Here is a 24,729-nt window from a genome sequence, read left to right as displayed (position 1 = left end):
GGCCTGTTTATCCTATTCTTGGTTTTTATTATTTAGCAACGATTAAAGAGGCACCCATTATAGTTGAATTGGTGTATCCGCCACCAACATTATCGAAGGAGTAGTTGGCGATAGGTACAGCAATGACAGTGGCATAGTCCCCATCAAGCAAGTCTCCGGTCGAGGCAGGATATATGGCTGTAATATAATTACCGTAATCGTCCTCTAGTAACAAGATAGAAATGGGTGATCCCAGTGAATTGTCTTCTTCCACCTGAATAACCTGTCCACTTATTTGTACAAAGTTCTCGTAGTAATTGGCTACATTTTTATTGAGATGTCGGGTGGTCACATCAGCTTTAACAAGTCCTTTTACCTTTTTGCGAAGCTCAGCAGTATCTGCAGGGAACAGGTCGGTATGTTTTGCGAGATAATTATAAGATACCTGCTCCATCACGGCTGTCTCAGATGAGACGGAAGATGTAAGATCGTTAAAGAAGTCAGCAGCAGTTGCTGCGCCCGATGAGTCTGTAGCAGATGTCGTTACAGCTGTTTGCGCCAGCGGAGAAGTAATGTTCAAGGAATTTAGAATATCACTCACTTCATCTGAATGATATGAATCTTTGCCATAAGTTAACGTTAAGGTATACAGGTCTGTATTTGTCGGGATCATGTACTGAACTAGAACTACATTGGTTCCTGAGGAATGAGTGTAACTCCCTTCAAGTACACCAGCATTTATGTCTTTATAAGGCTTGATGCTAAAATTGGTCTTTTTATAATCTGATATGCCGATAGATGCACCATTCTGTACATAATAGTCCGCTGTGTTATTAGCAAATTCCTCAGGGTTGATTGAACCTGATGTGTTGGCTTCGATCGTTAAATTAATGTTATCTGCAAACTTCTTAGTTCCTGATTGGTCTGAGAACGCGCCCTTCACCGCTACGTGCATTTGACTAGTATCTACACTTTTCCATGACTCCGGATATGAGAACGAAAATCCTTCACCGTTATATGTAGTATATTTTGTTTCTTTAGCTTCAGCTTTGACAGTTTCAGTAGCATTTGTTGGTTCCGAGGTCTTGTTGTCAGCTGTTTTCGTTGTTTCCGAATTACCACAAGCGCTGAGCAATACAGTTAAAGCAAGAATCATAACCCGTTTTTTCATTTTTCTAATCCCCTAGTATGCTTCCCATCGGTTGGTTTTTTTTACTCCGGTCATCAGGTGAAATACCAAACTCTAGAATTTGTACTTGTTATTCTTCAAAATAAATGTTGGTCATTTGTAGGTTACTTACTCAATCTAATCAGACATTTAATGATTGATATTGAATGGTTCAATCTAAAAACTACTGTACTTTGTAATAATGGATACATTGCTCAAGACAAGCCAGAAATACTCCTCTCCACATAGATTTTAGAATAACAACCCTTCTTAATAAAGGGATAGCATATCTCCCAATATAAGGAACGTAAAGGCCACAAATCTAATAAAATATAACACTATGTATTAATTAAAGTAAGCGAAAGACAATAAAGGATGTATTTATAACCTTAATTATTACTAATCTTCTTGGTGAAGAATATAGTCGAAACGGGAAGTCAGCCCATTTTACTTCTGCGCCCGGTCGGTTGCGCGTCCGATGCATATAGTGAACTGTACCTCAAATCAAAGGAGGGTTTTACATGAGTGGAGTAGTTGGTGGATACGGCGGTGCATGGACATCGACTGGTGCGATTCTGGTTCTCTTTATCTTGCTGGTGATCATCTCTAAAGCATTCCTGATCTAATAAAAGTTTATAGTAAAATTCGCACGTAGGGGAGGGTTTAAGATGGGTGAAGTAGGAGGAATCGGATACGGCGGCTGGACTTCCACTGGAGCAATCCTGGTGTTGTTTATTCTGCTCGTGATCATCACTAAGTCGTTCTGGGTATAATGTGTAGTGCTCTGCCGGGTAACCGGCAGGGTTTTATGAGATTGGACAAGCTTCGTTGAGGAAGGGGCTAGTTCGATTTTGGACACTTGATAGAAGGGAATATGAGAAATAATAGTGGCACGAGACGAAGTGGGGAATGTTACGACTTGTAACAAAGTAGGGGGATGATCAGTTGAAGAGAAAAATAGGGGGGAGGGAAGAGTAGAAACAAGTGAGAGCGAGAATGGTAAGAAAAGGATAAAGGTGGTCAGGTTAAACGCCTATTTTGAGATCATGAGGGCCATAGCCCGGTCACCGTATAGGGCAAATACATAGCTTAAGGTGTAGGCAAACGTTAAGGAGGCATGACGATGAGCGAAGTTAAACCGAACTCACCGAACGGACAGGGGCAAGTTTACGGACTACAAGGAGGGCATGAACATATGTACGGATACCAATATCCAGGTCAAGACATGTACAATTACGGAACGATGCCTTATGGCTACCAGCCGAATCAAGCACCGATGGTGCAGGGATATCACCATGGTTGTGCACCTGCCTGTGGTGGGGGCGTCTGGAGCTCCATGGGAACCATTCTTGTTTTATTCATTCTGCTCGTAATCATCTCCAAAACCATGTTTATCTAAAGCCTCTGCTGAGAGGCCGCGGTCCAAACGTGGACTGCAACATCGGGCCAATCGGAAAGCCTGACTGGATTTATGCGATTCGGATGCGTTTCTTATAAGAATCCTTCATACAAAGAATGTAAGGGAATCTCTTATGTGTTAACTCCGGCAGTAAGCCGGGGTTATCTTTTTTTAGGCGTGCTTTATCGCGGGAAGGGATAAAACAAATGGGATATAGAAAAGCACCCGGAACCCAATTCCGGGTGCTTGATGTATGTTTTCAATCTTCTCAAGAATAAATGATATCCAAAACAACAAAAGCCCTACCTCTCTTTTGTCCTTGCGGCTCCGATGACCGCGCCAGTGTGAATGGGAACATCTTGTAAACCCTTAGTCTACCGGGTTATTGTGATTCAGGTTCGTCAATCTCCATAGGTTAGTTAGCATATTCGCTGCGGTCGCAGCATGAAGAAAATATTCCGGGGTTAAAAAGAAGACAGAAAATCATATGAGGTTGTTTATACAACTTTTATATCATACCACAGTCTGTAATTTATTGCAATAAAAAGGAAGGGCGACCCTTGAAGCACAGGTTTAGGCCTTCATTTGAGTCCGGAGTTTGGAAAGAAATATCTCAAAAAAATGTTATTAGGGGTAATCCTCTTCAAACGTTTCTGCGTAGGTTATAATATGAGGGAAGATACAGAAAGGGGCCCTCGGATGACTGAATCGATAGAGGACAGCAGGTTGATGCAACGAATTGCAGAGCGTGATGCTTCTGCACTGGAACTGCTATATGACCGATATGAACGGGCCGTTTATTCTTTTGCCTACCGAATTGTCGGTGATTCGATGGCGGCAGAGGAGACCGTGCAGGAACTTTTTCTACGCATCTGGAATAAAGCGGAACGATTTGATGCCTCACAGGGGAAGCTGACCACATGGATGTTCGCGATTACGCGCAATATCGCAGTGGACATGCTGAGGCGGAGATCGAAAGGAGCAGCAACCACTTCAGTTGAGCATGAGACACTGGCGGCGTACGCTGACGAATATACAAATACAGAAGAAGAGGTCCAGCGCAAATGGGAAGGCACACGTATTAAAGAGGCGTTGACCCAATTGAATGAGGACCAGAAGCAAGTAATTGAATCGATATATTATGCAGGTTTAACGCAACAAGAGGTATCCAGCCGATTCGGGATTCCGCTGGGTACGGTGAAGAGCCGTGTCAGGCTTGCCATGCGTCAGCTCCAGAAGTTACTTGCTGATGCTGAATTGCATCCGGACGCGGGAAGGGAGGGCATACATCCATGATAGAACGACATGAGGAGTGGTCTGATCTGGCACCGATGTATGTGCTGGGCGGACTGGAAGCAGAGGAAGTGGCGGCATTCGAAGCGCATATTTCGAATTGCGAAGCTTGTCGTCAGGAGGTAAGGGAATTGCAGGAGGTAACCGGCTCCCTGCCACTTGCGGCGGACCCTGTGGCACCGCCGCCGGGCATGCGAGCACGCGTGCTGGGCAGCGTGCTCGGTCAGGCGCAGGAGAGCACCGGCGCGACGCCGGCAGCGACTCCTGCGCAGCAACCTGAAGCACCCGCATCCGCGGTGCTTCGGGAAGACCTTGCGCCGCAGCACGAGCGTGCGGCGCAGCCCGGGCCTGGCTTGCCGCCAGCGGCGGTGCCTGCGGCCCGGGCCGAAGAGGCTGCCCAGGCACAGCTGGGGCAGCCAAGTACGCGCGCGCGTGCGCGCGGTGGCCGCGCTTGGCGCGCAGCCAGTGCGGGCCTCGCGGCAGCGGCGCTGGTGCTCGGCGTGTACACGGCGCAGCTGCAGAGCCGCATCGACTTGCTGACGCAGCAAGCCGAAGGCGTATCGGCCGCGCAGGAGCAGCTGGCTCTCGCGCAAGCGCAGAATGCACAGCTGCAAGAGCAACTTGCTTCAGCCCAGGCGCCGGCGCAAGGCATGAAGACGGGCGAGGCCGTCAAGCTGAGCCCGGCAACGCAAGATATTGTCGCGCAAGGTCTGGCGACCATCGTGATCGATAGCAAAGGCACGCACCTCGTGGTACAGGCAGAGAAATTGCCTGCACTGGAAGGTAACCAGGCATTTCAGGTATGGCTGATCAAGGGGGATACTCCTAAGAATGCGGGGACGTTCCTAAGTCATGACGGTACGGGAGCGGTCTATTACACGCTGGATTCCGCAAACGATTATGACACCGTAGCGATCACGCTTGAACCGGATGCGCTGGGGGATCAACCACGTGGCACAATGATTTTGGCGGCTAAAATTAAAACGAGTTAGATGCCAAAGTCCCCAAAAGGAGTTTTAATGGAATATACGTAACAAAAACCTGAATAAAAGGCCGCTCCCTCAGGGAGCGGCCTTTTTATGAAGCAAACCCCGAAGACAGCTAAGCAGAATATGTAGCATATTTCGCAGGATTTTATTAATTTTTTTAGTGGGAATAACCGATAAACATATAGGAGAAAACATCCTTATTCTCCCTTTTTTATCAGGGCGGAACGGGTTAGACATAGAGAGCGAGGGATTGGATTGGAAGTATATCGTGCATTTATCTTCCGTCTGCTACGCAATTATCTCATTGGTTCGATATCAGCCATTTTTATTGTGGGCACTGTGGTGATGATCTCAACCTTGCAGGTACCCAATATCCAATATGTTCGATTAGTCGCCATTGTACTCATTTCAATTCTGTTTATGCTAGTTGCAGAATTGATTACGCTATGGGCTCAATTAGGACCAATAGGTCATTTCTTCGCTGCAGAGCATCATGAAATGGCTGAATTAAATCGGATGTACGAACGAATTCACCGCTTTCCGGGACAAACCATATATCGTATTCTTGGGCCACACATGCTGGGTTTCTCTGTGCCCGCGGCAGGGATTACACTGTGGATGATTTCCACGGGCTGGCTTGAGATCCCGTATGGATACGTCATTGTTGCGGCTGTCTGTGCGTTCTTAATTGCCATTATGCATGCCTTGATTGAATATTACCTTACCGTGAGGGCAGTGAGGCCGTTGCTGCTCGAAGTTCGCCGTATAGGCAAGAATCTGTATGGGATGGAACCTTCGCTTGGCGGACGCATCCTGATCTCGATACAGCGAAAGTTTCAGACCAGCACTGCACTCATCGGTTTATTTCCATTGTGTTTATTTTTTCTGGCTACTTATATTCGGCTCCAGTACATAGACCCGGTGTTTGCAAAAGAATATACGTTTTGGGGTGTACTCATCGTCATCCTGGGCGCGGGATTCTCCATGGTGGGCAGTTGGCTGTTAATTCGGGATGTCCGTGATCCGGTGGCGGAGTTGACACAAGAGATGAACCGGATTCAGGGCGGCGAGTTCGGCAGAAGAACGCCGGATTTGTACTCGGATGAATTTTCGCAATTGATCTCGGGGTTCAATATGATGATTAGTCGGCTAGAGATGAGACAGGAGCGCAATCGGCAACTGCTGCAAAGTTACTTCTCTCTGCTTGCGGCTGCACTGGATGCCAGGGATAAATATACGGCGGGACATTCTATGCGTGTCGCGGAGTATTCTATTCTGATCGGCAGGCTCAGCGGTATGAATGACGAACAAGCCGACTTGTTGTACAAATCTGCTTTGCTTCATGATATCGGGAAGATTGGTATACCTGACGAGGTTTTACTCAAAGACGGCAAGCTCAGTGATGAGGAATTTGCAATCATCCGTACGCATCCTGTATTAGGAGAAAGTATTTTGCTTCAGATTGAGCCTGTGGACGCTATGGCAGACTTCCTGCCGGGGGTGCGATCCCATCATGAGAGGTATGACGGCAAAGGTTATCCGGATGGCATGGCAGGCGAGGAGATTCCACTATTCGGCCGTATTATAGCGGTAGCAGATGCCTTTGATGCGATGACATCAGACAGACCGTACCGGAATGGAATGAGTGATGAGCGAGCGCTTATGATTCTGGAAGAAGGAAAGGGGACCCAGTGGGACCCCTATTATGCAGGTTTGTTTATTGATGAGTGGAGACGACAGAAGCAACTGGACAAAAAGCCTGAAGAGGGGGTTAGTTGATCCCCTCCGTCCATTTGGAGGCTTTTCTGCGACGTCGATAAAGCGCTAGCCCAGTAATGATCGTGAAGATACATTCGCCAAGAATCATTGCACTCAGTGCGTCGTAAATGACATGTTGTTTGATGAGCAGTGTAGAGATAATGATAAGGGCTGCACCGGCAGCTACCATCACCTTGACGGATTTACGAATGGTCGAAACGGATAGAACGGCACGCATCACCAGATATGAGTGCAGGGCGTGAATACTGGGAAAACAGTTATATGGACGATCCTGGCTGTAGAGCCATCCGATGACGGCTGCACCTAGACCAGAGCCAGTTAATTCCGGCCGGGGAACCATCGTTTGGAAGTTAAAGTAGATCAGGTAACAGATCCAGACACAGATGTTCATGGATAACAAGACCCGGTAATACATAAGTCGATCCTTGGCACACAGATAGGCCAGCACACCGAATACAAACGGGTACCATCCCAGATAGGGAATCGACATCGCGGGGATAAAAGGAAGCGTCTGGTCGATTGGAGAATTAAGGATAACATATCCACGACCCGGATTGTTCAGAATATCATAGAAAAGTCCCATAACGGCCAGGGATAACATCAGACTAAGCGACAGCCAATAGGATTTGTCTTTTAACAATTGCACAGCTGTAAATCTCCTTTCAGCATGTTCCAAGCAAACATGATTATAGCGATAAATATAAAGAATGAAACAACAATATATTGTACTATGTCTTACACACAAGTTGAATCTTAATTTTGTGTATTTTTTTGTTTCTTTTTGATGAGGTTCCCATGCCGAGATGGGTCTAGCGTGATATGATGTAAAAATACGAACGAAATAAGCACTTGGGTTATAACGTCGAACAACAGGAGTGAATGCATGCAATTTTCGAAAATGTTCGTACTCAATATGGGGATGCTTATTACGATCGCTTATCTTGCAAGTGTTTTCTATAAATATATCGTAATACGTGCCTCTTCCCAGGTAAAACAGATCTGTTCCGTGCTTGTGCTTATTTTTGCTGGCTGGATCAGTACCGTGTTTGGATTTCAGCTGAATGATGAGGTTATTTTTGATCTTCGTTATGTACCCTTAATTATTGCTGTTCTGACGTACAGGCAACCCTACAGTGTCATGATTATAGGTGTAGGAATTGGTTTGTCGAGGCTGACCTTTGGCATTACAGATGCGACTATTGCTGCTGTTATTAATATGTGTATTCTTGGATTGTTGTGTGCAGGCTTGAACATCTGGATGCGACGTAGCAACCACAGGCTGATCGTCAAAGGCATCATCGTTACATTGATCGTCAATGTTGTCAACAGTGTGAGTATTGCCTTTGTGGGTGTCATCCCGACCGCCTATTTCTTTTCGCACATCATGCCTTATACACTTCCTAGTGGGATCGTACTCAGTCTAATATTTGCATTCATCTTACGTGACTTTCAGAATGAACAAAATCGTATTCTCTTGATCCAGAGCACGAATCGGCTGTTATCCGTGCAGAAGGAAGAGTTACAAAAAGCCCAGATTGTTCTGGAGGAACGAGCCAGACAATTGACAATTGCTTCACAGTACAAGTCGGAGTTTCTGGCGAATATGTCTCATGAGTTGCGTACACCGCTCAACAGTGTGATTAACTTCGCTCAGATGATCAGTGAGAATGCCGATACCATGGATCAGGATGAGATTGTGCGTTTTGCAGGCATGATTGATCAATCCGGACAAGAACTCCTCAGGCTAATCAACGACATTCTCGATTTGTCCAAAGTTGAAGCGGGACGGCTGGATATTGTATTGGAGGACATCAGTCTGAGTCAGTTGATCGAAGATGCCATGAATCATTTTGGGCTCGTTGCTGACAAAAAAGGAATTGAGCTGGTGCTGGAGAAGCAAAAGGGACTGCCGGATACACTCTGGTCTGATCCGCAACGCGTGCAGCAGATTTTGCGGAATTTAATGTCCAATGCCATCAAGTTTACGCCGAAAGGGAAGGTCACTCTGACCGTGAGTACCAAACAGACTAAACAAGCGGATATGGTAAGTCAGTGGCTTGTTTTTTCGGTTCAGGATACCGGGATCGGCATTCCGGAGGACAAGCATCATTCCGTATTTGAAGCATTTCAGCAGGCTGATGGTTCGATTAGCCGTAAATTTGGGGGTACCGGACTTGGCCTCTCGATCAGCAGGGATCTGGCAAGATTACTGGGTGGATCAATTGAACTCGAAAGTGCTGAGAACAAGGGAAGTATCTTTCGTCTACGGCTTCCACTCACCGTGAAAAAATGAGTTGACAACCTCTGTGCCGTGAGTAGAATTTGGGGTGACAACTAGCATCGGCCGGCAAAGCTTTACCCGGTCTAAGGAGTGTATCCCCATACAGAAGATGGTCAAGATGAACCCCTCTTCGTTAGGCAAGCCACGGCGCAAGGGTTCGACACAACGCACGAATTTATCAATTGCAACATGGGAGGGCGTACCGGCAATTATTTTGCAAACCTTGCTGGGTGGTCCATTTCTAACCGGGTTTTTGCTTTATCTTGGGGCCGGGTCGAGGCATATCGGCTTTGTGCTCGCGATTACCACGTTTGTAAACATCGCGCAGATCGGCGCAGCATACTGGATGCAACGTATTCGGAGCCGTAAGCGCGCGCTTTTGCTGTTCGTCGGAGGTCACCGTATTTTGTGGAGTGCAACGGGATTAATTCCGTTCATTTTTCCTAAAGAATGGTGGGTCAGTATTTTTATTGGTTTATATACGATTGCATTCATATGTAATACCATCGGCGGTATGATCTGGACATCCCTGATTGGGGATATCGTACCTGCCAAGGTACGGGGACGTTATTTCGGGATACGAAATACGATTCTGAATGCGCTTGGAAGCGTTTGTTTATTCGGCGGCGGCATTTTGCTGGATCGTTATCCGGGAGAGACCGGTTTTCTGATTCTATTCATTCCCGTATGGATCTGTGCGATTGCCAATACGGTCATTTATTTCTTTTATCCGGATTTGCCCTTTGAACGTTCTACCGAAAAGTCGTTCTCACGGATGTTTATCAAACCGTTTCAGGATCGGGTTTTTCTGAAGGCGACTATTTTTCTGGCGGCATGGCTATTGATCCAGACATTAATTGTTCCTCTTTATTCTTACGTTATGCTGGATCTGTTGAAAGTCAGCTATCAGATGGTCTCACTGATCACCGTCGTGCAAACACTAGTGATGATGGGAGGATTCTATATTTGGGGCAACCTGAATGCCAGATACAGTAACAAAACGCTGTTGTTCTGGACACTACCTGTCATCGCATTGTCTTGCCTGTCGTGGGGATTGATGTCCTTTGCTCCGGTACTGGTTGCGTTGTTCCTGTCCCACATTTTTCTTGGGATTGGTATTGGCGGCTTCAATCAGCTCGCGTTTAATTTTACGATTGGCGATACACCGAAAAGTGAAAGACCGATGTTTATAGCCGTTTATTCAGCTCTGACTGGCATAACATCGTTTATTGGCCCGCTGATTGGTGGCTGGCTTTACGAGAAGATGGAGACTCTCTCGGAAGCGATGGTCTGGATATCCACCTACGGATTCCAAGTGATGGTTGGTGCAGTGATGTTGCTGCTTACGTTTACTTTGGGACGTCGGATTCTTTTAAAATAAAAACAAAAAAGCTGCTTACGATGTTCATTGATATAATACTCAGCTATATATGAATAGATTGGGGTGGTTGGAGAGATGCATCATCCTGAACGCAAAGCGATGGTGATCGGGGCTACTGGACTGGTGGGAGGGCATTTGGTTCGCAGTCTGCTCGGGCACCCCGCATACAGCGAGGTTCGCATTCTGGTCAGACGCGGACTTGATCTGGAACATCCCGGACTGAAGCAATACGTTGTAGACTTCGAACAACTTGAAGGTCAGGGACACTTGTTTGAAGGGATCGACGATCTGTATTGTTGTCTGGGCACAACGATTAAAAAAGCAGGTAGCCAAGATCAATTCCGTGAAGTGGATTATCACTATCCGGTTCGCGCAGCGACGCTGGCAAAGCGACATGGTGTGGAGCAGATGCTCGTGATTTCCTCCATGGGAGCGAAAGCGAACTCGCGTGTGTTTTATAGTCGGACCAAAGGTGAGATGGAGGATGCGCTTTCGAGTATCGGGTTCCGTGCCTTACACATTTTTCGTCCATCTCTTATTCTGGGGGATCGCGGTGAGAAACGTGCGGGTGAACAATTCGCTGCACATGTTATGACTTTTTTGGATCGCTGGATGAAAGGCCGTTTGGATAAATATCGGGCGATTCATGCATCTACGATCGCTCACGCGATGAGAAATGTAGCCATGGTACAGACGAAGGACATTCATGTTTATCCCAATGAAGTGATTCATGCGCTTGGGGTGCAGGACAAGTAAGACTTGCAAGGCACAGGAGGATAAGCGTTTCTTGTCAGAACATGTGCATGGTATAATAGGTTTTAAAATAAAAGCATGCCTTGTCTCCATGTCGTGGCAGGGTAGCGAACACAAAGGAGTACCTGTCGAATGAAAAAAGCAATCTCGACCGAGCAGGCGCCAGGCGCCATTGGTCCATACAGTCAGGCAGTAGATGCAGGGGATTTTATTTATACATCTGGTCAGCTTGGTCTTAATCCGCAAACCGGTGAATTTGGTGCGGATGTGCAGGAACAGACTCGCCTGTCTCTCAGTAATGTTAAAGCAATTCTCGAAGCAGCAGGCACAAGCATGGATAAAGTGGTGAAAACAACCGTATTCCTGAAGGATATGAATGACTTCGTTCCTGTCAACGAAGTATATAGCAGCTTCTTTACGCAGCCTTATCCTGCACGCAGCGCTGTGGAAGTAGCGCGTTTGCCGAAGGATGCACTGGTGGAGATTGAAGTGATCGCGCTGAAATAGGACCATATTTCAGCCTTGCCATAGGATGAGCGATCGAATCCTGTGTTGTATACAATTACTGCAAAAAGCCGATTAAGGTCGTTTGACCGAAATCGGCTTTTTTTGCTTAAGGTTTATATTTTACTATTTCAGTTGAACAATTCATTTACACGATAACGGAGAGGACAGAAAAAACCTGAAAAAGCGAAGCTAAAAGCTTTCTGAAAGAAAGCTACATCGGAAGCATAGGCTTCGCCTGTATCACCGGATTTTCCCTTTTAAAAAGGGAATCAAAAAACTCTGGGGATAACCGCTTACTCTCCAGGTTATTCTGTCATCGAAGTAGGTGTGTAAAGTCTTTAGTTCAACTGATAGAAAAGGGCACTCAATCACGGTCTTGATTGCGCGCAAGGAACAGCCACACGGCGTAGATCGCCAGAATGATGGCAATGATAATCCCCGTATAGTAGACAGAAATGATATCCTTTTGTTTAAGGGCGATAGCAATGTATGCCCAAGTAAATACGAGAGGGTACACACTGTCACGGTAACGGAAGCTGACAAGCACGGCCAGAACCATACCAACGATCAGCATAGTGATCGTCCATGCCGTTTCACTGATGCCGAATCCATCCCATCCGATTTTGTACAAATACACGGCTGTGTTAACGATGGTTGCTACGCTAACCCATCCGAGATAGATGCTGAATGGCAGTTTGACTAGCCAGATTTCAGCCGTGGTTGGCATGGTGATCGCACGTGTTTTGACGTACAGCATAATCAGAGTAAGCAGCAACAATACGATGATCAGCAGCGCGAGTCCGGTCTTGAGATTTTGAAAAGCGAAAATCCAGGCGACATTAAAGGCGCAGCTGGCGAGAAACCAGTATCCTAGGCGGGTAATCGAATTATTTTTCCAGGAGGCAGGAGTGAACTGGTAGATGATAAAACCTGCGAGAAGCAGGTAGATCAGACCCCATATCGCAAAGGCATAACCCGAAGGTGTCAGCAGTACAGGGTACATATCCGAAACTTCCTTGTTGGTCTTGCCGCCAATGGGCAGTGCATTGGAGAGATAATTTACAATAACAACAGCAATAAAACCGAGGGCGTTTAGCCACTTATACGGATTGTTACGGGACATGACGTTTCCTCCTTGGTTTAACAAATGTAATGAACCGTGGGTCAGTCTACAATAAATATACCCACTAAAGACGTATTCTAATAACCCGTGCTCAAAATCGGAGAACGTTCACCTTCCGGAGACCTCGCTTGGTTAGCTTATTGGAACGGAGTATACTCTGTCCCAATGTACGCAACTTCAGGCGAGAATATGTCCATAGGAGTGTGTTCAGGCAATAGGGGGAGAGCGATGTTAGCAAGAGAAACAATGGAGAGGCAACAGACCTGGTTCTACGTGATGGCTCTATTAGCAGGCGCATGGATTGGGCTAGCCGCTCCGGCATGGGGCAGTGTACTGCATGTTGCGGTGTCTCCAATACTTGCTGTGCTACTCTATAGCATGTTCTTGCAGATTCCGTTTACAGAGCTTCGGGCCTCCTGGTCCAATCTACGTTTTATGGCTGCGTTACTCATCGGGAATTTTATCGCTATTCCTGTTGTAGTGTGGCTACTTACGCTTGTTTTTCCGCAATCGCCTGGTGTGTTGATGGGAGTCTATCTAGTCTTGTTAACCCCTTGTATCGATTATGTCATCGTGTTTACACAGCTGGGACGGGGGAACGAGAAGCTGATGCTGGCAGCAACTCCGCTACTGTTTGTAGTTCAAATGCTATTACTTCCCGTGTATCTGTGGATGTTCATGGGCAGTGATGTAGCCGCAGTAATGAAGGCAGGACCGTTTGTCGAGGCTTTCTTGTTACTTATTGCTGTTCCGCTGTTGCTCGCGGTAATGACACAAGTATTGTGCAAAAAAGGTGTAAGGGCGCAGCGCTTTCTTCATGCGACGGCATGGCTCCCGGTTCCAATGATGGCAATCGCCCTGGTCGTAGTGGTAGCTTCCCAGATTGGCAAGGTCTACAATGATCTGGACAGTATTGTGAGTGTCATTCCGATCTACGTTGTGTTCCTCATCATTATGCCCTGGATATCAAGATTGATTGCGAGACTTTTCCAGCTCGATACAGGTGCTGGAAGAGCGCTGATTTTTAGTGCATCCACCCGTAATTCGCTGGTTGTTCTACCTTTGGCATTTTCACTCCCGCCAGAGTGGGCAACGATTGCTGCAGCGGTGATTGTCACGCAGACGATGGTGGAGCTTGCAGGAGAGCTGATCTTTATCCGACTTGTGCCTGGTGTGATTATGAGAGATCCCTAACCATTTCTCCCGTCCAATATGGATTAATATGATATAATCATTTTAATAGAACCATATTTGGTAAATAAAAAGGGGTATAACGATCAAATCGTATTGGAAAGTAATGTTCTATCTGGATATTGCCATATTGCTGTTCAGTATTATCTATTTCCCTATCATGGCTCAAAAAACAGGGGATAACTTCCCTTATGTGTTTATGACCGTTTTTGTAATAGGAGCGGTTTTTCGAATGTTATATTACTTTAGAAAAAAGAGGGCGAGTAAGCCATCCTGACGATAAACTTGCGTTGTTGTGAACGTAAGGTATGAAGAGGACTTCCGACAGATGTTGTCGAGAAGTCCTTTTTTTAAATCGAAACAGGGGTGTTAACCACCGGTTCGTGGTATGGTTTTGCGATATTCTGCGGGAGTGATGCCCTCTATTTTTTTAAACACTTTGCTGAAATATTTTTCATCCTGAAAACCGACCATTTCCGAGACTTTGGCCACTCGCAGGGAGGGATTTTGTAGCAGGTACTTGGCATTGTTGATCCGCAGCTTGCCGAGATATTCTGACCAGTTCAACCCGAACTGCTGTTTGAATTTCCGAGAAATGTACTCCCTACTCAGATAAAAGCGTGCGGCAATCTGTTGCAATGACAAGTCCTCCTGATAATGAGCTTCCATGTAGCGAGCGATTTCACGCATGGGATCAGGATCGGCGTGATGCTGAGCTGTGAGTGCTTTTCCGGCGGCAAGCAATCGTTGCTCCAGCAGGGAACGAAGAAGCGGGAATGAAAGCAGACCTTCAGGGTCGAAAGGCAATTCGGCAAAAGGAGGAAACTGATCCTCGGCACTTTCTTCCTCCGGGGAGAATTGACCTTCGGCATCATCCAGCCAACGGCTGAGCATCCATTCCAGCTCTTGCATCCATTGTTGCAGCTGCTCTGCACTAATCACCTCCAGCTTGGTAAACGGCTCAAGCCACTCTGTGACGGTATCGGATACACTGGCAGCATGACAGCTCAAGGCTGCTATACGCATAGGCTCTTCAAAAGCAGTCAAACGTTGGCCCTTATTCCTGCTCGGAGATTCAAGGGTGGAGTGGATACGCTGCTGCGTACCAATGGTATTGCGTCTCCACAATTTGGAGCTGGCGTCCAGGTAGGCCCCCGAAATGCCGGCAGGGTAGTTTTCACAAGTAGAAATCCCAAAATGAAGCCTGCGCTGAATGGTCTGCTCCAATCCATCGTTAATGCTGTCCAAGATGTGTGTCAGTGAGGACGGTGACCCCCAGTGTAACAGTACAATCTCATCGGGCTGGTTGAGCTGACGAAATGTGACCCCTTCCGCTGGTGTCCGCATCATCTCCGCGCAGATGTTAAGCACGGAGAATACGAGCAGATCAGGCTGACTGCGATATTTAGCCAAACAATCCGCATCCAGATGAGACAGACTGGTCACGGCGACACAGCACATCGGAATGAGACATGGTAGATTCAATTCTTCCTGCAATCGCTGAATATGTGCGGAAGTGTTACCTCTGCCAATGGCCAGCTCGGTGAGCAGGCGATCCTGATAATGCGGGCGCATGCGATTCACCACGATGGATTGTTTGGTGGACTCTGTACGTAAGGTATGCTCCTCTTCCCAAGATTTCACTGCCTTCATCAAGGAGGCATTCAGTTCGTCTGCTTCGACCGGTTTCAGCAGGTAGTCCATGCCGCCATGTCTTATTGCGTGCCTTACCAGTTCAAAATCGTCATATCCACTAATAACAATCACTTTACTATGAGGGGTGTGAGCGGAAATCCATTCAAGCAATGCCATTCCATCCTTGCCGGGCATGCGCATATCGCTCAGTATGATCTCAGGTTGATGCGCTGTAATTGCCTCGATCGCTTCATTTCCGTCTGCTGCTTCGAGCAATATGTCAATCCCCAGGTCATCCCAATGACCAAGGAGCTGGATCGCATGGCGGACATGCTGTTCATCATCAACAAGCAGTGCTTTCATGTTGTTCACTCTCCCGCGTATAGTTTGACTTGAAGTAATACACCGCCTGCTTCCAAATTATCAATTTCGATCCTGGCAGGCATGCCGGGATGGGCGTTAAGTGCGAGTCTGCGTACCACATTGCGAAGGCCGATGGATTCGGACATGGCAGAATCCTGGGAGGACATTGTAGATTCTGTCTCTTGGGGTTGTAGCCATTCGCGTATTTCAATCAGTTTATCCTCAGGAATAACTGGACCGTTGTTGATCAATTCAATCTTTATCCAGTGCTCGTCAACCCGGCGACTCGTGACGGAGATATATCCTTTTCCTGGCTGTACATCGGCTCCGTGTTTGAAATAATTCTCAATCAATGGCTGCAATGTCATGCGAGGCATCTGAATAGATAATGTATCTTCTGCAAAATCCATGTGTACCTCCAGACGTTCACCGAAACGTTCCTGCTGTAGCTCCAGATACAGCCGAGCATGCTCTGCTTCCTCGCGGAGGGTTACGCAGGTCTGATCCCGCATGCTGTATCGCAGCATTTTGGACAGGGAAGAAAGTAAGGTATACGCTCGTTTTCCTTGTTGTTGTAACGCCAGAGTTCCAATGGATTGTAACGTGTTATATAGAAAATGCGGGTTAATCTGTGCTTGCAATGCTTTGAGCTGATTCGTCTTGTTCGCAAGTTCAAGCTGGTACTCTCGCAAGATCAAATTATTTACAGTATCCATCATATCCCGAAAATGCCTCGCGAGTACCCCGAATTCGTCCCTGCTCGACAGACGGATATCCACATGCAGGCGTCCTGCCTGAATCTGATTCATGTATCGCATGAGCTGCTTGAGCGGACCTGTAATACGTATGGAAATGAATAAAGTTGCCACGATCACAAGGATCAACGCTGCAATAGCAATCATCGCATTGTTCCAGGTTAACTCGGTGGCTCTTGCATATAACGTTTCATTCGGAATTTGCTTCACTATGGTCCAGTCCGCGTAGTTGCTTCCAAGTTGCTGATATATATACATGGACTGATCTTGTTCAAAATGTCCAGCGGCATTCCGTGCCGAACCGGCGAGGTTTCTTCCATCTTCAATCGTGCTTCCTGCCACTTGTTGCAGATGACCAGCCTCATTGGCCGCTTGTACCTCGGTACGTCCTTGATAAACAATCCGGTTCTGCCCATCAATCACATAGATCTGCTCTCTGGCAGGATCATACAGTCTGCTACAGATCGCAACAATACTGTTCATGTTGAGGTCAATCGCTAGAACGCCCAGCCGCTCAGGGGATGGGATATCCCGAATGATCCGGTGCAAGGTAATCACGGTTCTTGGCGAATCGTCAGGAGAAGCTGCCTTGAAACCGTAGGTGTGACTCATATGTGCAGATTCTACCCAGATATCCGATCCTCCGTCCCCCGTTTTACCATGTAGCGAATCGGAATAGGCTTGCTTGCGTTCCTCCCGCTTCGGGAAAGGGCTCGTAATCAAGGTGGATTGGTTGGATACAAAAGAATGCAGATAGAGCTGGAATACATCCGGTACAGCGGCTCTGATCGTTTGCAGCGTTGTATACACCTCGGCAACAGCCCGATAATCCCCCGGCAATTTAGCCAGATTCCGCAGGAAAGTGGGATCATTGTATATGGCGAGCGATGCCCGTGCTACGTTATCCACGTAATTGTTGAGATTGGTTGAAGCCTGATAAATAAGACGTTTATTCTCTTCCAGTGCCTGTTCTCGCAGGGCTGTTTTGGTCTGAATAAAGGTCATGCTGATCGATGCCAGTAGCGGAATCGTCGTTGCAATTAACATAAAGGCAATGAGCTTGGTACGGATACTGTAGTATTTGGACATCAGTACACCCCTTCTGGTGACTCGTCAAGAGAGGACAATATTTTACACCCAACTGTTCACGAGTGTCGGTGTTTCCCTTCACGATTTTGGAGTTTAATAGAAAAAGAGACCAATATCATCCATCTATAGAAGGGGAGAACGATATGAAGCATCGCAAATCTTCACAGCTGTTGCAGCAGCTTGTGTTCGTGGGTCCCTCCGTTGTATTTTTTATTCTCATCATCGTGGTCCCTTTCCTGCTTGGCATGATGTATTCCTTTACGGATTGGAACGGAGTATCTGCCAGCATTAACTGGGTTGGGCTTGATAACTTCGTGCATATTTTTGCAAACGATCCCAAGTTCCAGAATGCATTCTGGTTCACGGTACGCTTCACCGTTGTAGGGGTGATCCTCACCAATGTCATCGGTTTTTTCCTGGCCTACTTCCTGACCAAACCGCTCAAGACGAGAAATATGCTACGTACGATCTTTTTTATGCCTAACGTCATCGGTGGATTGTTGCTCGGGTTTATCTGGCAATTCATATTTGTGAAAGGGTTTTCAGCAGTAGGCGACGTGACGGGCTGGTCCTTCTTTAACCTCCCGTGGCTGGGAGATGAGCCGACGGCCTTCTGGGGAATTGTCATCGTGTTTGTATGGCAGACCGCAGGTTACCTGATGGTCATCTACATCTCATCCTTAACGAATGTCTCACCTGATCTGCTGGAAGCTGCCGAGATTGATGGAGCCAGCCGTGGTCAGGTGCTCCGGAGCATTATTTTACCACTCATTATGCCTGGTGTAACCATCTGTCTGTTCCTGGCAATCTCCTGGTCGTTCAAAATGTTCGATCTCAACTTGTCACTTACAAAAGGCGGCCCGTTTGGCTCAACCGAGTCGGTCGCACTCAATATCTACAATGAGGCCTTCGTGAACAACCGGTACGGTATTGGAACCGCTAAAGCATTTATATTTTTCGTGATCGTTGCCATCATCACCATGGTTCAGGTTCGTTTGACGAAGAGCAAGGAGGTTGAAGCCTGATGGAGACAACGAAAAATTATCGCTTCGGTACCGTAATTACCGAGATTGTGATGTTGCTGATCGGATTGTTGTTCCTGATTCCGTTTTACTTCCTGTTTGTGAATTCGGTCAAAACATTCGGTGACCTGCTTACCAATTCGGCTGCCTGGCCGGAAGCGTTCCAGTGGGGCAACTACGCCAACGCTTGGGAGAAGATCAGTTTTCCATCGGCGCTCATGAACTCGCTGATCGTAACGATCGTCAGCAATCTGTTGCTCGTGCTGATCAGTTCCATGGCCGCGTACCGCATGGTTCGCAGCAATACACGGTTCAACCGGATCTTATTCGGCCTGTTTATTGCGGCAATGGTTATTCCGTTCCAGTCTATCATGATCCCGCTGGTTACGGTAACCAGCAATTTGGGACTGATCGACAGTCTTGGCGGACTCATTATCTGTTATCTCGGGTTTGGAGCGCCGATGTCCATCTTTCTGTTTCACGGATTCGTTAAATCGGTGCCACTAGAGATCGAGGAAGCGGCTCGTGTGGACGGTAGTTCGGCCTATGGGGTATTCTTCCGCATCGTATTCCCGCTGATGAAACCGATGTATGTAACCGTCATCATTCTGAATACGCTCTGGATCTGGAATGACTATCTGCTTCCTTCCTTGATCCTGCAAAGCTCCAATCTACGCACCATTCCGATTGCAACCTTTGCGCTGTTTGGCCAATATACGAAACAGTGGGATCTCGCGCTACCTGCTCTGGTACTTGGGATCATGCCGATCATTATTTTCTTCCTGCTGATGCAGAAGTATATCATTCAGGGGATTACTGCCGGGTCCGTTAAGGGGTAGGTGCGCGGTAGGTCGCTCCGGGGAGAGTGCGGGGAAAGCCGCTCCGTCATCATGTGGGGGGAGGTTCGAGGGCTGGCCGCTCCGTCATCATGTGCGCTTTCGGTCGCTGTTGCTCCTCGGGGGCCTGAATGTATGTTTGCTAAGGAAGCCCCCGAGGTTCAAAGGCGAACGCTCCGCTCCTCCAGCGCATCATGATGCCTCCGCTCCTGCCTCGCACGGAGGTAGGCAAAAGGCGCATCTGCCCGCAGGGCTTGGGCAGATGCGCCAGAGCAGAGCAGAGCAGGGAAAGACAGAGTAAAGACGAGATTAAAAAAGGACTCAAAAGGCCAAGCATTATAAGTGGCCCCACCGGTATCGAAGGCATAGAGACAAGAGCTTGCTTGACCATTAATCTGTGATCAACTACACAATCACATTTGTGAGAATGGTGTTAGTTCATCTATATAAATTGGGGTTATTCAATTACACAGAAACGGAGAGGACAGAAAAAAACTGAAAAAGCGAAGCGGTGGACTAAAAGCTTTCTGAAAGAAAGCTGCTTCGGAAGCACATGCTTATCACCGGATTTTTCCCTTTAGCAAAAAGAATCAAAAAATTTGGGGATAACAGCGATTGGAAGATTGTTCTGTCATCGGAGTGCTACGTGTAATCTCTTTAATTCAATTTGTTTATTGTAAGCAAGAGGTGCAGGGGAAAAAGTAAACTACTTACAGGGAGAGTGTATCTATGAAAAGAATGACAAAGTTAACATTGCTGATGCTCATTGCTTTTTCAGTCATGCTTGCAGGTTGTGGAAACGGGGACAAAAGCGGTAGTCCTGTAAATACAGATGCTCAAACGGGTGGTGGTGATGCGGCGGCTGGCGCCAAAACGATTAAAATTTTCCAATACAAAGTTGAAATTGCCGAAGCGCTTAACCGTCTTAAAGCGGAGTATGAGTCTTCCCACCCAGGCGTTAAGCTGGACATTCAGACGGTCGGCGGTGGCAGTGATTACGGGGCCGCATTAAAAGCGAAGTTTGCCGCAGGTGAGCAACCGGACATTTTTAACGTAGGTGGATACCGTGAATTGGATACCTGGCTCGAATATCTCGAAGACCTATCTAGTGAACCGTGGGCTAAGGACGTACTGGAAGTCGCCAAAGAGCCGATGACTAAGGATGGCAAGCTTTATGGACAGCCACTCGCGCTGGAGGGGTACGGTTTTATCTATAACAAAGATCTGTTTACCAAAGCAGGCATCACTGAAATCCCAACAACATTGGAACAACTGGATCAAGCGGCAAAGAAACTTCGGGACGCAGGCATCACACCTTTCTCGAACGGTTATCAGGAGTGGTGGGTGCTCGGCAATCATAACGTCAATGTAGCATTTGCGAATCAGGCCGATCCGGTAAAATTCATTCAAGGTCTGAACGAGGGTACGGAGAAAATTCCGGGTAACCCCGTCTTCGAGGAGTGGATCAACCTGCTTGATCTGACGCTCAAATACAGCAACAAAAATCCGCTCACCACAGACTACAACACACAGGTAACTCTTTTTGCTAGTGGCGAAGCGGCGATGATGCAACAAGGGAACTGGACACAAGTACAGATTGACGGCATTAATCCGGACCTGAATCTGGGTATTCTGCCTATGCCGATTACGAATGAACCGAATGATAAGCTGTTTGTAGGCGTGCCTAACTACTGGGTTGTGAATAAAAACTCTCAAGTGAAGGCGGAGGCAAAAGAATTTCTGGAATGGCTCGTTACCTCCGACATTGGTAAAAACTATTTAACTAAAGAGTTCAAGTTCATTCCAGCCTTCAGTTCCATTCAGGCATCGGAGGAAGAGCTCGGTGACCTCGCAACAGATATTATGAAATATAGTCAGGAAAACAAAACATTAAGCTGGAACTTCAACCGTTTCCCTGAGGGCGTTCCACAAGAGTTCGGCAGCACTATTCAGGCGTATGTTGCAGGTAAATCGGATAAAAAAGCATTGCTTGATGCATTGCAGCAGAACTGGGATAGTCTTAAAAAATAAGTAAAGTATGCTTACGTGAAGTCAGTTGCAGCTTGTGCAACTGGCTTCTTTGCATTACCTGTTATAGTACAGGATTCACCTTTAAATGTGGATAACTTTGCTCGTTTATAGATGTTAAAGTACAACTTTTACATCGGCTTAATACTAGATGTGGATATCCTGTGTGTATAGGATCTAAATGTGGACAACTTTTCGGAAAGTGATCTTCGGGTCTGCTTTTATCAACAAACATTCTTGCTTTTGTTAAATTAGTACTGTATAGTTCTATTTATGAATAATAACAATGCATCACATCAAGGGACGCTTAAGTCGTCTAAACCGTCCAAACCAAGAAGTCCAAGTTCCAGAAGTTCTAGTCCGGTTAACCGCACCAAAGCGGTGGAGGTTGCTGCGCAACTATTCCTCCGGCAAGGCTATGCTTACGTCAGCATGGATGAGGTGGTGCGTGTTAGCGGCGTATCCAAATCCAACATCTATTATCATTTTAAAAACAAGGAGGAACTGCTTCAGGCGGTTGTACAGTTCTGGATTGCACAGTATGAATCAGAGCTTTATCTACTGCTCAGCCAACGTGAACGAAGTGTGGAGGAACGGGTGTATGCGTTCCTGGAACGGCTCTCGGCAGGTATAGAACATAGAAACTTTGAAGGCACATGCCCGTTTGTTACTCTTTACATTCAGGCACCGGAAACGGCTTTCCTGGCGAGGGAAAGCATCTCGATCTTTTTCCGGGAGCTTGTGCCTATGGTAGAGAAGCTGTTCCAGCAAGGGGTAGAACGAGGAGACTTCCGCAAAGGCATTGAGCCGGGGGCGGCAGCTTCCCTATTTGTTGCAGCACTTGAAGGTTCGCTCATGTTGGCCGGGACTTCTCGTGATCTGGGTATTATCGAGCAGTCCGCACGAACGTTTTGTCAGATGCTTCGTTAAACGAAGCTCTTTTTTTGAGATTAATTAGTACTAATTAGTACTAAAGTGTAATTTGACAATAAACGAGATCAAGATAAATTCATGACGGACTAGAACTAAAAATAAATAAAGAACAAAAATAAAAAAATGTTATGGAGGCATATCGATGAACGAGGCAAGGTTAGAGCAAACCGTTCTGTTTATGACGGGAAGTACCGGTTTTATTGGAAAGGAAACAGTGAAGCAACTTGTGGAGAAAACAGACATACATATGCTGCTGTTAGTTCGCTCCGAACGTCGCGCCAGATCGGTGTTGGAGAGTTACGGTGTGGGGAGCTTTGAACGGATTACGTTTATCGAAGGTGATTTATCTTTGACAGGTCTGGGGCTTGTTCAAGCGGATCGTGAACGCATCAGGAAAGCAAATGTCATTCTTCATGCAGGGGGAACGATGGACGTTACGCTGGGACGAGAAACCGCAGAAAAAATCTTTATGCATGGAGCAAGAGAGATAGCTCAGCTGGCTCAGGATATGAAACGTAACGGAGGGTTGCGTCATTTCATTCATGTGGTTGGTTATATGAGCCCTTATGGGCATGGGAACGGGCAAGAGGAACAGGAACAGGTTGAAAACAATCATGCGGGTAGTCAAGAAAGTGCATATGAAGAGATGAAATTCAAGGCCGATGCTTATATAAGGCTTCATGCAAAACAACATGGCTACCCTTTGTCTGTGGTAAATCCCAGTACGGTGGTCGGGCCACGCCCAACAGGTGAAACCGAGCAGACTGGCGGGATCGGGTTACTTATTGGAGCCGTTCAGAAAGGTTTTATGCCGGTTGTACCTGGTGGATCGTCTTACTGGTTGCCACTTGTGGAGAATGATGTGGTGGCAGAAACACTTGTCTTTCTAATCCGGGATGAGGCACCGTTCGGAGGGACATATCCAATGCTCGCCCGTAAGGAAGAGAGTCCGGACATGAAGGAATTGCTGCATCTGATTACGAAGCAGCTGGATATGCCCAGACCAGCAGGAGCGTTGCCGCTATCCTGGATTCAACGCCTTATGAGCCTTGGGGGAAGTCGCATCAGCGGTATACCTTCACAGTCACTAGCTTTTATTACAGACAAGACATTTCCGGTTGAGGAGACCGAGGCGCTGATGCAACGAATGGGGAGAAGCTGGCCGGATATTCGGGAGCAGCTCCCGTTCATTGTTGCTGATCTGGACTACCGGCTTCTGTCCAAGCCGGAAGCTGAACATGCTCCAACCGATTATATGCGTGTACGCATGGGAAATCTAACATTTTTAGGCTGGGAAGGAGAGGGAGAACCTTGGGTGATCGTGCATGGTTTGCTCCAATGCGCGGATGACTTGCTTCCACTGGGATCACAATTGCATAGACTCACACGCAATCCCGTCTGGATTGTTGATCTCGCGGGATTCGGGCGCTCACCTGTTCACCAAGCCGAAGATGCGTTTACGGGTCAGGTTAACGCCCTTGTGGAAGCCTTGTCTGAAATCCAGGTTCCAATCAAATTAGTGGGTCACTCTATAGGTGCAGCGATCGCAGCGGCAGCGTTGAAGCGAAGCGGGCGTACCGATATCCGTTTGGCGCTACTCCAGCCTGTTGCGGACAATGTGAATGAGGGGAATAATGGGCGTTTGAAACAGATGCTTCATCTGCCTAGGCGTGTCGTTAGGACACTACTGCGGAGCAACTCCCGGAGTAGTTGGGCGCGCATGTTTAGTGCGGGCGGTGAAGAAGCTGGGGATAAGATCGGCGTTACGAGGCTGGCTGAGAGGGTACAAACCTATCTCCGTTCACCTCGCATAGCGGGTGCGCATGTGGATTTGTTACGGTGGATTCACTTGGGACATAAGCAGACGGTAAGCTTTTGGGATGAATTCGGAAGCTTTAAGCAGGCAGCATATGACGCAAATCGGTTGGTTATTTGGGCTGAGAAGGATCAAGAGTATCATTTTCCTGCTAGTTTACATGCGGGTTATACCAAAGTGGAGCTCCCTTATGGTCACTATTTCCCAGTCTTTCAGGTTGAACAGACAGCGGAAATTCTTCTTGATTGGGCTGGTGAAAGCGATGTGAATAACAACAGGCATGGCGTTTGAAATCCAGTAATGTTATTGAAAGGCTTTCCACAATATGTACACAGTAGAGGATAAGCAGGCGAAAAACGACAAAGTTTACGTTAGATTTACAAACAAATACACAACATGTCCACATCAA

General features: G+C 47.1%; 22 protein-coding genes. 17 read left to right on the top strand and 5 right to left on the bottom strand.

The genetic code is table 11. The annotated features are described in order from the left end of the window. Positions 1-28: 28 nt before the first annotated feature. On the bottom strand, positions 29-1,150 hold the full coding sequence (locus tag FS818_RS19735) for a PsbP-related protein (protein ID WP_145333944.1): 1,122 nt from the start codon (positions 1,148-1,150) through the stop codon (positions 29-31). 518 nt (positions 1,151-1,668) lie between these two features. Here FS818_RS19735 and FS818_RS29100 point away from each other — a divergent pair. From FS818_RS29100 to FS818_RS19715, 6 genes are all read left to right on the top strand, one after another. Then, a complete protein-coding gene (locus FS818_RS29100; RefSeq protein ID WP_017690880.1) occupies positions 1,669-1,773 on the top strand; it encodes a hypothetical protein in 105 nt (34 codons plus the stop codon). A gap of 42 nt (positions 1,774-1,815) precedes the next feature. Then, a complete protein-coding gene (locus FS818_RS29095; protein WP_222128662.1) occupies positions 1,816-1,920 on the top strand; it encodes a YjcZ family sporulation protein in 105 nt (34 codons plus the stop codon). 503 nt (positions 1,921-2,423) lie between these two features. After that, a complete protein-coding gene (locus FS818_RS19730) occupies positions 2,424-2,546 on the top strand; it encodes a sporulation protein YjcZ (protein ID WP_139168879.1) in 123 nt (40 codons plus the stop codon). 699 nt (positions 2,547-3,245) lie between these two features. After that, entirely contained in the window at positions 3,246-3,842 is a 597-nt protein-coding gene (locus FS818_RS19725; RefSeq protein ID WP_145333942.1) for an RNA polymerase sigma factor, read from the top strand. Beyond that, positions 3,839-4,831, top strand: a complete 993-nt coding sequence (locus FS818_RS29390; protein ID WP_145333940.1) for an anti-sigma factor domain-containing protein — start codon at positions 3,839-3,841, stop codon at positions 4,829-4,831. Before FS818_RS19725 ends, FS818_RS29390 begins: the two co-directional genes overlap by 4 nt. Positions 4,832-5,083: 252 nt before the next feature. Beyond that, a complete protein-coding gene (locus tag FS818_RS19715) occupies positions 5,084-6,607 on the top strand; it encodes an HD-GYP domain-containing protein (protein WP_145333938.1) in 1,524 nt (507 codons plus the stop codon). Here the strand turns inward: FS818_RS19715 and FS818_RS19710 are convergent. Further along, positions 6,600-7,253: a phosphatase PAP2 family protein gene (locus FS818_RS19710; RefSeq protein WP_145333936.1), complete on the bottom strand. Its 654-nt coding sequence runs from the start codon at positions 7,251-7,253 to the stop codon at positions 6,600-6,602. The two genes, FS818_RS19715 and FS818_RS19710, sit on opposite strands and share 8 nt — an antisense overlap. A gap of 237 nt (positions 7,254-7,490) precedes the next feature. Here FS818_RS19710 and FS818_RS19705 point away from each other — a divergent pair, with 237 nt between their 5' ends. The 4 genes from FS818_RS19705 to FS818_RS19690 all read left to right on the top strand — a co-directional run bounded on the left by FS818_RS19705 (position 7,491) and on the right by FS818_RS19690 (position 11,529). Next, complete coding sequence (locus FS818_RS19705) at positions 7,491-8,900, top strand: ATP-binding protein (protein WP_145333934.1); 1,410 nt, start codon at positions 7,491-7,493, stop codon at positions 8,898-8,900. 97 nt (positions 8,901-8,997) lie between these two features. Further along, the gene (locus FS818_RS19700; protein ID WP_145333932.1) at positions 8,998-10,269 is read left to right on the top strand and encodes an MFS transporter; all 1,272 of its coding nucleotides are present in this window, start codon (positions 8,998-9,000) and stop codon (positions 10,267-10,269) included. A gap of 75 nt (positions 10,270-10,344) precedes the next feature. Beyond that, a complete protein-coding gene (locus FS818_RS19695; protein WP_145333930.1) occupies positions 10,345-11,025 on the top strand; it encodes an oxidoreductase in 681 nt (226 codons plus the stop codon). A 129-nt stretch (positions 11,026-11,154) separates the two neighbouring features. After that, complete coding sequence (locus FS818_RS19690; RefSeq protein ID WP_090918620.1) at positions 11,155-11,529, top strand: RidA family protein; 375 nt, start codon at positions 11,155-11,157, stop codon at positions 11,527-11,529. Positions 11,530-11,893: 364 nt separating this feature from the next. Here FS818_RS19690 and FS818_RS19685 read toward each other — a convergent pair whose 3' ends face one another. Further along, positions 11,894-12,652: a tryptophan-rich sensory protein gene (locus tag FS818_RS19685; RefSeq protein ID WP_145333928.1), complete on the bottom strand. Its 759-nt coding sequence runs from the start codon at positions 12,650-12,652 to the stop codon at positions 11,894-11,896. A 228-nt stretch (positions 12,653-12,880) separates the two neighbouring features. On the opposite strand from FS818_RS19685, the gene FS818_RS19680 reads away from it, so the two are divergent. Further along, entirely contained in the window at positions 12,881-13,846 is a 966-nt protein-coding gene (locus FS818_RS19680; RefSeq protein ID WP_145333926.1) for an arsenic resistance protein, read from the top strand. A 366-nt stretch (positions 13,847-14,212) separates the two neighbouring features. Here the strand turns inward: FS818_RS19680 and FS818_RS19675 are convergent, their stop codons facing one another. Continuing rightward, on the bottom strand, positions 14,213-15,841 hold the full coding sequence (locus tag FS818_RS19675; protein WP_145333924.1) for a response regulator transcription factor: 1,629 nt from the start codon (positions 15,839-15,841) through the stop codon (positions 14,213-14,215). Positions 15,842-15,846: 5 nt separating this feature from the next. Then, positions 15,847-17,685, bottom strand: coding sequence for a cache domain-containing sensor histidine kinase (locus FS818_RS19670; RefSeq protein WP_145333922.1), 1,839 nt, complete (start codon positions 17,683-17,685; stop codon positions 15,847-15,849). A 143-nt stretch (positions 17,686-17,828) separates the two neighbouring features. On the opposite strand from FS818_RS19670, the gene FS818_RS19665 reads away from it, so the two are divergent. The 6 genes from FS818_RS19665 (at position 17,829) to FS818_RS19645 (ending at position 24,611) form a co-directional block, all read left to right on the top strand. Further along, positions 17,829-18,710, top strand: coding sequence for a carbohydrate ABC transporter permease (locus FS818_RS19665; RefSeq protein ID WP_145333920.1), 882 nt, complete (start codon positions 17,829-17,831; stop codon positions 18,708-18,710). Continuing rightward, positions 18,710-19,546, top strand: coding sequence for a carbohydrate ABC transporter permease (locus FS818_RS19660; RefSeq protein ID WP_145333918.1), 837 nt, complete (start codon positions 18,710-18,712; stop codon positions 19,544-19,546). The genes FS818_RS19665 and FS818_RS19660 overlap by 1 nt, the downstream gene beginning before the upstream one ends. Before the next feature lie 191 nt (positions 19,547-19,737). Continuing rightward, the gene (locus tag FS818_RS28925) at positions 19,738-19,944 is read left to right on the top strand and encodes a hypothetical protein (RefSeq protein WP_186375554.1); all 207 of its coding nucleotides are present in this window, start codon (positions 19,738-19,740) and stop codon (positions 19,942-19,944) included. Between the two features lie 328 nt (positions 19,945-20,272). Further along, positions 20,273-21,574: an ABC transporter substrate-binding protein gene (locus tag FS818_RS19655; protein WP_145333916.1), complete on the top strand. Its 1,302-nt coding sequence runs from the start codon at positions 20,273-20,275 to the stop codon at positions 21,572-21,574. Between the two features lie 270 nt (positions 21,575-21,844). Beyond that, positions 21,845-22,501 carry a TetR/AcrR family transcriptional regulator gene (locus tag FS818_RS19650; protein WP_145333914.1) on the top strand — a complete coding sequence of 219 codons (657 nt, stop codon included), beginning with the start codon at positions 21,845-21,847 and terminating at the stop codon, positions 22,499-22,501. Positions 22,502-22,646: 145 nt separating this feature from the next. Then, positions 22,647-24,611 carry an alpha/beta fold hydrolase gene (locus FS818_RS19645; RefSeq protein ID WP_145333912.1) on the top strand — a complete coding sequence of 655 codons (1,965 nt, stop codon included), beginning with the start codon at positions 22,647-22,649 and terminating at the stop codon, positions 24,609-24,611. The last annotated feature ends 118 nt before the right edge of the window (positions 24,612-24,729 follow it).

This window comes from Paenibacillus xylanexedens, assembly GCF_007680605.1.
GTDB classification, from domain to species: Bacteria; Bacillota; Bacilli; order Paenibacillales; family Paenibacillaceae; genus Paenibacillus; species Paenibacillus xylanexedens_B.
Note: the sequence above shows the minus strand (reverse complement) of the source record. Positions and strands in the feature narration are given on the sequence as shown.